Raw genomic sequence first — 13047 nt, forward strand, 5'->3', positions numbered from 1 at the left:
GTGGGCGACTCAGATCGAACAACGGGCATCCGCGTGTCTGAAGGCTTTCACAAACGCAGTCGATAGCCAAGGAATGGCCGACATGTCATTACTCGGTACCGTGGCGGCCACCGCAATCCCTGTGGCACCATGGCTCACGGGGGAAGGCGGCTTCCATGGAGTTGCGGGGCTATGTGCGAGTGCTGCGCAAGCAGTGGATTCTCATCGTCGCGCTCACGCTCGTCGGAGTCATCGTCGCCGCCGCCTACTCGTTGCTTGCGACGCCGCGGTACGAGGCATCTGCCAAGGTCTTCGTCTCGACGCAGGCGAGCGACAACGTGGCGGATCTCGTGCAGGGCAACTCGTTCACGCAGCAGCGAGTGCAGACCTACGCCGACCTGGTGAACACGCCGGTCGTGCTGGCACCGGTCGCGGCGAAGCTGGGCCTGCGCATGACGCCAGAGCAGCTTTCGACGCGCGTCTCGGCGTCGTCGCCGGCCAACACGACGATCATCGACATCACGGCGATCTCGACGAAGGCCACTCAATCCGCCTGGATCGCCAATCAGACCGCCGCGAGCCTGTCGAAGACGGTGCAAGCGCTCGAGACGCCGAACGGCAAGGGGTCGGTCTCTCCGGTGAAGCTCACCCGCGTGCAGATCGCGAACGTGCCCGACTCGCCATCCAGCCCCAAGCTCTGGCTCAACGTGCTCCTCGGCGCGATCATCGGCCTTGTCGTCGGAGGGGGCATCGCCCTGATGAGGGAGACCCTCGACACCAGGGTGCGCAACGAGCGCGACGTTCAACAGATCACGGACGTCCCGATCGTCGGCGGAATCGTCTACGACGCGAAGGCGACGTCGCGACCGTTGATCGTGCAGGCCGACCCACGTGGTGCACGTGCCGAATCGTTCCGCACACTGCGCACGAACCTGCAGTTCCTCGATGTCGGGGCGGACGCCCGCACGTTCGTGATCTCGTCGTCCATCGAGAACGAGGGCAAGACGACCACGTGCGTCAACCTCGCGATCGCCTTGTCCGATGCCGGAAATCGCGTGCTCGTGATCGACGCGGACCTGCGCCAGCCGCGCGTTGCGCACTATCTCGGGATCGAGGGTGCTGTCGGCCTGACGGATGTGCTGATCGGCAGGGCCGAACTGTCTGACGTGGTGCAACCGTGGGGAAAGACATCCCTCTCAGCGTTGCCTGCCGGGTCGGTGCCACCGAACCCGAGCGAACTCCTCGGATCTCAGGCGATGGCGAGCCTCATTCAGCGGGTGGAGGGCATGTACGACTACGTGCTGTTCGACTCGCCCCCGCTCCTGCCGGTGACGGATGCCGCCGTGCTCGGCAGAACGGTCGGCAACACGCTCCTCGTGGTCGCCGCGAGCCGCACGCGCAAGGCGCAACTGAAGGGCTCGGTCTCCGCCCTCACGAACGTGGGAGCACGACTGGCCGGTATCGTCATCACCATGCTGCCGACGAAGGGACCCGACGCCTACGGATACGGCCTGTACGGGTACAGCGGCTACGGCTACGGATACTCGACCGAGTCAACGGAGACGCCGGTCACACCGGCGGCCACACAACGCAATGACGGGTTCGGCCCCGACGGCTCGCGTCTGGCCGGCCGGCACGGACGATGACGGAAGCACTGCAGCCGTTCCGTGTCCTGGTGGTCTGCGCCGGGAACACCTGCCGCTCGCCGATGGCTGCCCAACTGCTGCGCGCTCGCCTCGGCGACGTCCCCGGATTCGTCGTGGAGAGCGCTGGCATCCTCGCGGAGGTCGGATCGCCGATGACGGCGGATGCCCGCACTGCGGTCATCGCGCGAGTCGGCTCCGCGGTCCCGCACCGCGCCCGTCAGTTGACCGAGCAGATGGTGCTGTCCGCCGATCTGGTACTCACAGCGACCCGGGCGATCCGAGCAGACACGGTGCGCAGCGTGCCTGGCGCGGTGCGGCGCACCTTCACGATGAAGGAGTTCGCGCGGCTGGCTCAGCGGATGCCTCGCGACGCGACGCCGACACTGGAGCGGCTGGCGGCATCCGTTGCGGCGGAGCGTGCTGCAGAGCCGGAGGCCGACGACGACGTTGCCGACCCGATCGGACGTCCAGCCAGCGAGTACGAGCGCGTTGCAGCCGTACTCGATGATGCCGCCCAAGTGATCGCGGCGGCTCTGGCGGATTCGGCGCGGCAACGCCCGACCTCACCCGACGTCGTCGTCGAGGCCGAGTTCTCCGACCGCAGGGGTTCGTTGGAGGCCTAGAGGTCTGGGCCCACTCGGGTTACGGTGGAGAACGGGCGTCGGCACATTCGGGGAGTGCCGCACCCGCTGGGGGTTACGTGGTCGACCACGTCGGGCAAGTCGCCGGGTGGAACAACGCCCGTCCGCGTCGCGATCCGGGCGCATGGCGCCCATGGCCTGTCCGCTATGCGACACGGCTCGTGCTGATCGACCTGATCGTGCTCGCCTGGGTGGTCTCAGGGGTGCAGATCGCCTGGTTCGGGTTCGGAACGAGCGACGTCGAGTTCCGGGACATGGGACGCGGTGCGCTCGTCCTCAGCTACACGGTGATCTCCGTGGTCATCGTGGCGATCTGGATGCTGGCACTCACGGTGTACGGCACCCGCGGCTATCGAGAAGTCGGCTCCGGCAGCGGCGAGTACCGACTCGTCGCAGATGCCACGGTACGTGTCTTCGGCTTCGTCGCGATCGTCGCGTTTCTGTTCCGGATCGACATCGCGCGCGGCTACGTGCTGCTCGCTTTTCCACTGGGACTCGTCTTTCTGCTGTTGGGCAGGTGGCTGGCGCGTCAATGGTTGGTCGCGAAACGGGTCGCCGGTCACTACATGTCGCGCGTGGTGGTCGCCGGGTCGCCGGCCAATGTCGCGCATGTCGTGAGCGAACTCGGGCGATCTCCGCAGAGCGGCTACCGCGTGGTCGGGGTGTGCGTTCCGCACGGCGAGAGGGATGCTTCGACGGACGCGCTCGTGTTGGGTGGACTGGACGACGTGCCGCGATCCATGCGGCTCAGTGGCGCCGACACGGTCGTGATCGCCGGGGCAGACGACCTCTCGCCCGACCAGGTCCGCGAACTCAGCTGGAGCCTCGAGCCGGGTCGTGAGCACCTGATCGTCGCGCCGAGTCTCATCGATGTCGGCGGTCCGCGCATCCATACCCGTCCCGTCGCAGGCCTGCCGCTGATGCACGTGGAGATGCCCCGGTACACCGGAGGCAAACTCGTCGCGAAGCGGGGCTTCGACCTCATCGGGTCGTTCCTGCTGATCTGCGTGCTCTCGCCCGTGATCGTCGCCGTCATGATCGCGGTGGCGACGACGAGCAAGGGCGGCATCTTCTACGTGCAACGTCGGGTGGGCACAGGAGGTCGCGAGTTCTCGATGTTCAAGTTCCGCTCGATGGTGCCGGGAGCGGATGCTGCACTCTCCGCCCTCCTCACAGCCCAGGGCACCGACGACAGACCACTGTTCAAAGTGCGAGACGACCCGCGGCTCACGCCGATCGGCGAGTTCCTTCGCAACTATTCGCTGGACGAACTGCCCCAGCTCTTCAACGTGTTCCTCGGACAGATGAGCCTGGTCGGGCCGCGCCCACAGCGCGCGGCTGAACTGGCGCTCTATCACGGTCGCGACTACCGTCGCCTGCTTCTCAAGCCGGGTATCAGCGGGCTCTGGCAGGTGAGCGGACGCTCCGACGTCGCATGGGAGGAAGCCATTCGTATGGACCTCTACTACGTCGAGAACTGGTCGCTGACCGGTGACGTCGTCGTACTGTGGCGCACCTTGCGGGCCGTGCTCAACCGGGCTGGGGCGTATTGATCGACTTCATGGCACACGGCGTGTATGCCGATGTGCTCGGCGGACCGTGACGTAACGGGAGAGGTACATGGGTCTTGGACAGACGATTCGCCGCACATCCCTGGCGCAGTTGTTGCGCGGTACATCGAAACGGACGCTTGCCGCCATTGCTGCGCTGAGCGTCGTGGGAGGTGCCAGCGAAGCGCTCCTGCTCATCTTCATCGTGCAGGTCGGGACTCTTTCACTCGGCGGGGCGCAGAGCAGCGTCGTCAGTCGCGTCCCCTTCATGCCGTCCAGCCTGGGAGCCACGATCGTGGCCGGCATCGTCGCCGGAGTGCTGACGATCGTCATGCAGGTCGGAGCCGTCTGGCTGATTCTTCGTGAGACCAACCGCCGATCCATCGGCCTGCGTCGGCTTCTTCTGCACCGATTCCTCTTCACGTCGGTGAGCGGGCAGAGCAACATTCCGCCTGGCGAGATGCAGGAGCTGGCCTCTCAAGGCATCGCGCGGTCCGCCGACGGATTCATCTTCGCCGGCAATGTCGCCGCGAACGCGGTCAATCTGGCGATGCTCGTGGTTGCCGCCTTCTTCGTGTCGCCGATCGCAGCCATGAGCCTCATCGGAATGGGGGCGTTGCTTGCGCTGCTCTTCCTTCCTTTGTCCCGGATGAACCTTCGATCGAACAACGCGTGGGTGCACGCCAATGCCTCGTTGGCGGGCTTCGTCTCGATCGTCTCCCGCTTGGGCACAGAGGCGAAGGTGTTCGGAGTCCGAGAGAAGGTGGAGGAGGCGGCTGACGAGAGAATCCACGAGATAGCAGGCTCCTGGATGCGAAGTCGGATGATCTGGCGAGGCTCGCCGATCGTCTTCCGAGTGTCGATCCTGCTTCTCGCTCTGGCGGTCCTCGGGGTGGTTCTTCTCGTGTCGCCGAGTGCAGTGAGCGCCGTGGCGGTGATCGCCTTGCTCCTCGTGCGATCGCTTTCGTACGTGCAGAACATCCAGTCGGATTCGCAGAATCTGCACGAACTGGCCGTGCACGCCGTCAGTGTGACGTCGCGCATCGCCTCCTTCCCTCCTGACGACGTCGTCTGGGGGCGCGACCGCCTGGGAGGCATCCACGACATCGAGCTGCGGGGGGTGACATACGGCTATGGCGAGCACGACCAGCAGCTGAAGCCGAGCGATTTTCGTGCCTCCCGCGGTGAGCTCATCACCATCACGGGCGCCTCCGGCGAGGGCAAGTCGACGTTCCTCAAGGTGCTGTTGCGCCTGGTGGAGCCGAGGAGCGGCGACTACCTCGTCAACGACATCGAGGTGGAGACCGTTCGCGACCGCGATTGGTACGAGCGCATCGCCTACCTCCCTCAGGAAGTCCGCCTGATACCGGGGACGGTCGCGGACAACGTGCGGTTCTATCGCGATGCGTCCGAGGCAGAGATCCACTCGGCTATCGGGATGGCGTCTCTGCTGCTCGAGCCGGTGCGTTTTCCCGACGGGCTGATGACCGAGATCCACGAGGACGGTAGAAACCTTTCCGGCGGGCAGCGACAGAGGATCGGGCTGGCCAGGGCTCTGCTCAAGAAGCCGGATCTGCTGGTTCTCGACGAGCCGACGAGTGCCCTCGACCCGAAGACCGAGCAGGAAGTGGTGGAGACGATTCGGCTGCTGAAGCCGCACATGATCGCGGTGCTCGTAACCCATCAGCCGACCGTCGCACGTGAAGCCGACCGTACCTATGCGATGCGCGGCGGCCTTCTTCTTCCCGCGGAGGTACGGCAGCCGAGCTAGGTCGTGTTCGCCGCCCTGGCCGGACGGATGGGCCGGATGATCATCGTCGCGCTCGTCGGGACACTTCTTCGTCGAGGACCGCGAGATATCCGTCTCCCATGGCGTCAGACGAAAGCGAGCTCACGTGCTCCTCGCGGTGCTCGAGCATCCGCGCGATGCGTGCCTTCTGTCCGACGACGCGGTGCATCGCCTCGTAGAGCGAATCCGCCGTCGCCTCAGGAACGAGGATCCCGCAGGCGCCGACCGCTTCGGGGAGGCCGCCGCCCGATGTGGTGATCACCGCGCATCCGCTGGCGATGGCCTCGAGGGCCACGTTGCCGAACGTCTCCCGCCACCGTGACGGAATCACGGCGACGGCGTGCCGATTGAATTGCTCCGCGAGTTGGTGTTGTGCCAGTGCTGGAACGAAGTGCACGTACTCGGAGACTCCTCGAGCGTCCGCCAGCCGCCCAAGATTCTCGCGTTCGGGACCGTCCCCGACCAGCGTCAACTCGCCTCTGCCGGTTTCGAGTCTCAGGCGGGCGAACGCTTCGATGAGAAGATCGAAGCCTTTGACGTGTGCCAGCCGGCCGGCGGTGATGATGCGCCAGGGATCGCGATCCTTTGGGGGAGTCGACACGCGAAAGACCTCTGTGCGTACACCGTTGCGCACGACCGTCGACGAATACGGCAGGTCGTCCGCTGTGGCCTGGCTGTTGGCGATCAGGCGGGCGTAGCGATGGGCGACGTGGCGCACCCGCTCGCGCCTGCTCGGCTCGTCACCGAAGAACAGACGAACGGCGACAACCCAGGGTCGTCTGATGAAGAGCAGCGGCCATGCCATCTTCACGCTCATCGCGTTGTGGAACACGACATCGGAGGTGGCGACGAGGTGAGCGAGCCGCCACGGTGACGGACGTCGGATGACGGCGTACGGCCGATGCACGTGATCCTCGGCGCCGATCGCAGTTGCCACCACGACCTGATGGCCCCGAGAGATGAAGTGTCGCGCCAAGAGATCCGCGGTGGTCTCGACGCCTCCGACGGACGGCGCGAAGGACCACGAGGCGACGAGGATCCTCATTCGGTGCTTCCTTCCGGTGTGCTGGATGCTCGTGCCGAGGGCCGGGATGCGAGCACGGCGAGAAGTGCGTCCGTGCTCTCCCTCGTGCTGAAGCGATCGAGCCATGCCGGCAGGCTCGGCGGCTCGAGCTTCATGGCGCGCTCGACAGCGTCGGCCAGGTCGGATGCCGAGGCTGTCAGTGCCAGTTCGCCGGTGACGCCGGGGACCACCGCGTCCGCGACTCCCAGTGCTGTCGACGGAGCGACGACACGAAGCCCGGCTGCCGCTGCTTCGATGAGGACGTTGCCGAATCCCTCGACTCGAGACGGGAGCAGGACGATGTCTTCTCGTTCGCAAGCCTCGGTCCAGCTCTCCGTCCAGCCACGGAACTCCGTGGGGACATCCATTGCCCGCGATGCCGTGCGCATCTCCTCGAGCAGAGGCCCGGCTCCGAAGAACACGAGCCGAGCGTCGTACCCCCTGTTGCGCAGTTCTCGGGTGGCCTCGAGAGCACGAATGGGCCGTTTCTGGGGCACGAGTCTCATCGACGCGATCAAGCGGAGCGGGTGAGTTCCCGCTTTCGCTCCGTCGGGAACGCGTGGCAGTGATGCAAGCTCACCGTCTTCGAGAAGTGGGTTGGCGACCACTCGCACAGTGTCGGCGTCGACGCCGTACCTGAGTAGGTCCGCCGCCGTGGCATGGGAGACGGCGATGACGAGATCTGCGCGGGGGTACAACGTTCGAGCAAGGAACCTGCCGCCGATTCCGGCGACGGAAGATCCGGAGATCAGGCTGAGCACGCTGTGCTCTTCGATCGCGACCATTGGTCTTCTCGCACGCGACAAGGTGGCCATCGATGCGAGAAGGAGCACGTTCTGCCGTGTCAGGTGCGACATGACGACGTCCGGGTCTCGCCTCGAGACCAGCCGCCGCAACGCGATCACCTTCCGAAACGCCGAAGCCTCGCGCAGGCGGAAGCGGGTCACCCGCCGATCGAGTTGCGCGTCCTGCAGTTTCGGATCGGTCGTGACCACGTCGACCTGATGCCCGAGTTCGACGAGCCGGTTCGACCACCTGCACACCACGACCTCGGCACCGCCGCCGTGCACGGCCTGTGCAACGAACATGATGTGCACCTCAGGGCACCGACCTGACGCGCTCGTCGGGTTGCCCGGTAGTCATTCCCTCATCGATCCTCTCCAATCCCTGCTTGGTGCGACGTGGCAGCGCTCGCAATGTCGTGCCGCACACCAGCAGTGCAGCGGGCAGCAGCGGCGTCACGTGCCGCACGGCAGAGCCGTAGTCCGGTTCGAACAGCGCCTGAACGCAAAGGAAGGCGAGCAGGATCGCTGCGGCACGGGCCGCGGACGTGAGGGCCCCCTGCTTCAGTTGCGCGGCATCCACTCGGCGCAGCCTCGCCATACCGATGTATGTGGATGTCCAGATCACTGTCAGCACGATGGTGATCGCGACGTAGTACAGGCCACCGCCGCTGGAGAGCAGCGGCACCGGCACCAGCAGGAAGAACGCGGTGAGCACGTTGTTGAGTAGGCCGGACCAGGGCTCGGCGAATGTGAGGATCGGCGTGATGATCGACTGCGCATTCGGGTCGAGGGTGCGTGTGTCGTTCACCGTCGAGCGGTAGACATCCGGTGCCGTTCCGTAGACGACGTAGATGACGAGGCCGAGCGCGATGACGGTGAGGGCGATCGACACCACGATGAACCACAGCGATCGACGCTGGATGCGCACGACGCGATACGCCGCATACAAGACGGCGACCGGTAGCCAGTACGAGCGGAACCAGGCGGCGTATCCGAGCATCATCGCGATGACGGCGATGTCGGCCCACCACCGCCTCGGCAGGAAAAGCAGGGCCGCGACGATCGGAAGAATGCAGACGTCCTTGGAGTAGTAGCCGAGGTAGACAGCACCGAAGAGGATGGACGTGCCTGCCACGAAAATCGTCAGCACGCTCGGGTCATTCCGACGAATGCGCGCCCAGACGGCCACCACGATCGCCAGGAATGCGCTGTAGCCGACCAGCCCGGCCGTGAGCGGATGCGAGGCGAGGTCGAGTTGTGCGTACACCCACGCGACATTTCCGAACGCCTTGTCACCCAACGATGAGCCGGTGCCGAGTGCGATCGCGTGGATGCGATCGCCGTCGAACGAGAATCTGGCGGGCAATATCGTCTGCCTGGAGGCGACGATCACGTATCCGGCGATGGCTGCCACGGCCACCAGATAGTCGCCGATCGTGGTCGCAGCGCGCCCCCTCGACGGCTGCTCGACGAGCGTCATCGCCGACTCCCGCCGACGGATGCCTGCGCCGCGACCGACGGCAGCCCTCGGTACATGACATGGAGCGCGTCCGCCTGACGGGCGTCGCTGTGCGACTCGGCGAAGCGGCGGGCGAACTCGCGAGCCGCTCGACGCTCGTCGTCGTCGCCCAAACGGGTCCAGATGTCCACGATCTCGCGCGGCTCGGAGAACAGGAGCGGCAACCCTTCATCCCGAAGAGCGCCGATGTCGCGCCCGATGATGGGAAGGCCTGCAGACGCGGCCTCCAGCACGGAGAGTGGGAATCCCTCCCAGCGGGCCGTGTGAAGGTACACCGTTGATCCGCTGAGTACCTGCCAGGTCTCGTCTGCGCTCAGCCAGCCGGTGATCTCGACGCCGGCATCGAGCAGGTCCCGCGCGTAATGGTCGTCCCCTTCGCCGATCCACACAGCCCGAACAGAGGGGTCCGAAGCGCGCAACTCTCGAATGCTCTCGGCGAAGAAGGTCGGGTCCTTCGCGTTGCAGAGGCGGCCGACGCCGACGACCACGGACCCTTCCGGCGGACCGGAATCGCCCGCTTCCGGACCATCGGAAGGCCGCATGTCATCTGGTTCGGTCTGCACAGGGTCCGCCATCGGTCCCGAATCGTGGGAGACATTCGGCACGACGCTGATCGACGGATGCTTGAACGGCCACTCCGACAGACGCGCTTCGTGTTGGCCGCACGCGGCGACCTTCGTCGTATTGAACGACAGGACCCATTCGGCAACGCGGAACAGCGCACGTGCGACACCGGGGAGGTCCTGCCGCTGAAAGGAGTAGCCGTGTGGCGTGTAGACGATCGACAGCTCGTGCGAGTGCCGAAGAGCCAAGCGCACGTAGACTCCGGCCCAACTGGAGTGCGCATGCACGACGGGAGTTCCCAACCTCTTGACGGCGGTTCTCACGGCGCGAACCCGAGCGGCGTGTCCGGCCGGCAGGAACTGATGCGAGGCGAACGGCTCCAGATCCTGCTCGTCGACGGTGGTGTCGGAGTGCGTCGACCAGAGCAGGTGATGCTCGATGTCGGGCGTGTTCGCCACGTAGCTCAGCACGGAATTCTTGACGCCGGAGCCGAACGACTCCACAACGTGAACGACCCTGATCGGCGCAGAGGGCGACTTGCTCTCGCGCGCGCGATCGGTCGGCACCGATGGAACGGCCGCGTCTCGTGTCGACTTCACTGCTCGCACCCGGCCGCCTACTCCGACGTCGCCGCTGCCAGGTCGGGCAGCACCGTCACGAGTGCACCGTCCCTGCGGTCCGCCTCCCGATGGAACATCGTGGCGGCGGCGCTGACGGCCCCCGCGAATGCCTTGAACGCGACGCAATATTCACCGCTTACCCCCGACGATCAGCGGTCGCTGCCGGGAAGTGAACTCCGCCTCACCCCTGCGGACGATCCCCGTACGACGCTTCAGACGCTACCCCATTGCGAGTGCCCTGTCAGGTGCTTGAATGGTCCACATGCCGTGGGGACGAAGGCGACGACGTGGCATGCGCGCGACCGTCGGATGGCTCATCGGCGGGTTCGTCGTCGCGCTGGTGTGCTTCGGCGTCTACCTCGGGATGCTCGTGTTCGACGTGCAGCATCAGCTCCAGGCATCCGCAACGGACCTCTCGAAGCTGCAGTCGTCGTTCGTCTCCGGCGACGCTTCGCACGCCCTCGGCGAGGCGAAGACCGCAGCATCCGATGTGACGGCCGCGACCCATCGTGCACGCGGCGACGCGAACAACTCGCTCTGGCGTGCAGCGGAGGCCGTGCCGTTGCTTGGACCGAACCTTGTGGCCGCACGCAAGGCATCCGACGTGATGGCGGATGCCGCCGACGGCGCGGTCACGCCACTCGCGACCCTCGCCGGCCGGCTCTCGCCCGCCGACTTCACGCCGAAGCAGCATCATGTCGACACCGGGGTGCTCGCGGCCGCGGCGACCACGCTGTCGAAGGCATCCGGAGCGCTCGGAACTGCGTCGGAACGCGCCGACGCGATCGACGTCGGGGGGACCATGCCAGACGTGCGCGACGCGATCACGACTCTGCGAGCACAGCTCGGCAAGGCGGCGGTCACTGCCGACGCTGTGCAGAGGGCCGCCCGACTGCTTCCGCAGATGCTCGGCTCCACGGGGCCGAGGAACTATCTGCTGCTGTTCCAGAACAACGCCGAACTGCGGTCGACGGGTGGCATTCCGGGTGCCCTGGCCGTCGTGCACGTCGACCACGGAACCATCACGATGACGCAGCAGGCGTCATCGAACACCTTTCCCGCCGCGGCGGATGCCACGCGGCTGCTTCCGAAGTCCACCCTCGCCCTCTATGGCGAACTCCCCGGGCGCTACATCCAAGACGTGACGCTGCCCCCGCAGTTCGACCTCAGCGGATCGCTGGCACGCGCTCTGTGGCAGCAGACGACCGGCCAGCAGGTCGACGGAGTCATCTCCGTCGATCCGATCGCTCTGAGCTATCTTCTGAAGGCCACGGGGCCCGTGACCCTGCCCACCGGCGAGGTGCTTGCGGCAGGCAACGCGGTGAAGGTGTTGCTCAGCGACAGCTACGCGAAGTATCCGGTGGACCAGCAGAACGCGTTCTTCGCCGACGCCGCGACTGCCGTGTTCCAGGCGGCCACCGACGGGGCCGCGAATACCGGCGCGATGCTTCCGGCGCTGATGCGTGCAGGGGCGGAGGGACGCATTCTGGTCTGGAGCGCGCATGCAGACGAGCAGAAGCAGCTCGCCGAGACCTCACTCGCCGGAGGCCTGCCCGCCAGCAGCGAGAAGGATCCGACGTTCGGCATCTACCTCAACGACGCGACGGGCGCAAAGATGGATTACTACCTGCGCGCGAAGGTGGCAACGGGCCGGGCGATGTGTCGGGCGGACGGCAAGGCGAATCTCGCGGTCGCCGTGACGCTGACGAACGCCGCTCCTGAGAATGCGGCCACATCGCTCCCGTCGTACGTCACCGGAGGCGGCCAGTTCGGGGTGAAGCCGGGCGACATCGCGACGCAGATCGCGGTCTATGGTCCGGCGCGGTCCGCGTGGCTGGGTACCACCGTCGACGCGCAGGATGTTCCGGCCAACGCCGCGATCGACGCCGGCCGTTCGGTCTCCCGCTACTCGATCGAACTCGCGCCGGGAGAGTCGAAGACCGTTCGCTTCGAGTTTCTGGCGGATGCGGACACCGCGCAGAACACGGCATCCGGAACGCGTCATGCGGGATCGAATGCGGTCACGGCCGCGCTCCTCAACCCGCTGCGCACCGAAGTCTCCCCACGGGGTGCGGGTTTTGCAGGAGTTGAGGAAAAATCACGTCCGATCAGGAAATCTTCCGTCGGTGCGTTCGTGACGCCTATGACCCAAGAGGTTTCTTTGTCAACCCTTTCGGTTACGTGCAACGGGGTCCTACACTGAACGAGTCAGGATCGAACGGGACCGTATCTGACGCGGTCTGACTCGGGGGAGATGTTCGATGATCCGGAAAATATTTGCTGTCGTCGCGCTTGCCGTTCTGGGAGTGTTCGCAGTTCCCATGGTCGCCAATGCGGCCGGCTATGTTCCATCGATCGCCTGTGGGGTCAGCGGCTCGCCGGTGGCGGGCTCAACGGTCACCATCGGATGCGCCGGTGCTACGTGGACGCCAGGTGAGGTCATCGACATCACGGTGAGCGGAAACACGACGGTCACTGCCGCTGCGTTCCGCACCGCGGTGACGTCGGGACCCTTCACCACGACTGCCGCCGCCGACGGCTCGTCGTCGGCCAGTCTGGCGCTGCCGTCGAATGCGAACGGAACGTACACCGTGACGTCCACCGGTGAAGAATCGGGCAACGTCGATGTCGAGACGTTCACCATCGTGTCGCCGGCGTCGAACGTCGTCAGCGGTGGCTCGTCGAGTTCGCAGGTGGCGGACACCGGCTCGACCGTGCCGTTGTTGATCGTCTGGACGGCCGCCGGACTGGTGCTGATCGGTGCGGCATTCGTGCTCGTACGCATCGTCGTGCGGCGCCAGCGGATCAACAACTGAGGCGATCGCCAGCCACCCATCGCGACCACTGGAGGCCATCGGCATCGTGGACCTGGGCGGCGGCGACGGAAATAG

10 protein-coding genes are annotated in these 13047 nt (G+C 65.9%); 6 read left to right on the forward strand and 4 right to left on the reverse strand.

Going from position 1 to position 13047, the window contains the following annotated elements:
* Positions 1-155 precede the first annotated feature (155 nt).
* The 4 genes from MJ603_RS09015 to MJ603_RS09030 all read left to right on the forward strand — a co-directional run bounded on the left by MJ603_RS09015 (position 156) and on the right by MJ603_RS09030 (position 5587).
* The gene (locus tag MJ603_RS09015) at positions 156-1625 is read left to right on the forward strand and encodes a polysaccharide biosynthesis tyrosine autokinase (protein ID WP_243063380.1); all 1470 of its coding nucleotides are present in this window, start codon (positions 156-158) and stop codon (positions 1623-1625) included.
* On the forward strand, positions 1622-2248 hold the full coding sequence (locus MJ603_RS09020) for a low molecular weight phosphatase family protein (RefSeq protein ID WP_243063381.1): 627 nt from the start codon (positions 1622-1624) through the stop codon (positions 2246-2248). Before MJ603_RS09015 ends, MJ603_RS09020 begins: the two co-directional genes overlap by 4 nt.
* Positions 2249-2325: 77 nt before the next feature.
* Positions 2326-3819, forward strand: a complete 1494-nt coding sequence (locus MJ603_RS09025) for a sugar transferase (RefSeq protein WP_243063382.1) — start codon at positions 2326-2328, stop codon at positions 3817-3819.
* 67 nt (positions 3820-3886) lie between these two features.
* On the forward strand, positions 3887-5587 hold the full coding sequence (locus MJ603_RS09030) for an ABC transporter ATP-binding protein (RefSeq protein ID WP_243063383.1): 1701 nt from the start codon (positions 3887-3889) through the stop codon (positions 5585-5587).
* Between the two features lie 40 nt (positions 5588-5627).
* Here the strand turns inward: MJ603_RS09030 and MJ603_RS09035 are convergent, their stop codons facing one another.
* Genes MJ603_RS09035 through MJ603_RS09050 form a run of 4 tightly spaced genes read right to left on the reverse strand, consistent with a single transcriptional unit; the run spans position 5628 to position 10144 of the window.
* The gene (locus tag MJ603_RS09035) at positions 5628-6650 is read right to left on the reverse strand and encodes a glycosyltransferase family 4 protein (protein ID WP_243063384.1); all 1023 of its coding nucleotides are present in this window, start codon (positions 6648-6650) and stop codon (positions 5628-5630) included.
* Positions 6647-7756 (reverse strand): glycosyltransferase, encoded by a 1110-nt coding sequence (locus tag MJ603_RS09040; RefSeq protein ID WP_243063385.1) that lies wholly within the window; start codon positions 7754-7756, stop codon positions 6647-6649. The genes MJ603_RS09035 and MJ603_RS09040 overlap by 4 nt, the downstream gene beginning before the upstream one ends.
* A 10-nt stretch (positions 7757-7766) precedes the next feature.
* On the reverse strand, positions 7767-8933 hold the full coding sequence (locus tag MJ603_RS09045; RefSeq protein ID WP_243063386.1) for a hypothetical protein: 1167 nt from the start codon (positions 8931-8933) through the stop codon (positions 7767-7769).
* Entirely contained in the window at positions 8930-10144 is a 1215-nt protein-coding gene (locus MJ603_RS09050) for a glycosyltransferase (RefSeq protein WP_243063387.1), read from the reverse strand. The genes MJ603_RS09045 and MJ603_RS09050 overlap by 4 nt, the downstream gene beginning before the upstream one ends.
* A gap of 304 nt (positions 10145-10448) precedes the next feature.
* Between MJ603_RS09050 and MJ603_RS09055 the strand changes: the two genes are divergently transcribed.
* Positions 10449-12359, forward strand: a complete 1911-nt coding sequence (locus tag MJ603_RS09055) for a DUF4012 domain-containing protein (RefSeq protein ID WP_243063388.1) — start codon at positions 10449-10451, stop codon at positions 12357-12359.
* Between the two features lie 103 nt (positions 12360-12462).
* Positions 12463-12972 (forward strand): hypothetical protein, encoded by a 510-nt coding sequence (locus MJ603_RS09060; protein ID WP_243063389.1) that lies wholly within the window; start codon positions 12463-12465, stop codon positions 12970-12972.
* Positions 12973-13047: the final 75 nt, after the last annotated feature.

This window comes from Humibacter sp. RRB41, from assembly GCF_022761015.1.
GTDB lineage: Bacteria > Actinomycetota > Actinomycetes > Actinomycetales > Microbacteriaceae > Humibacter.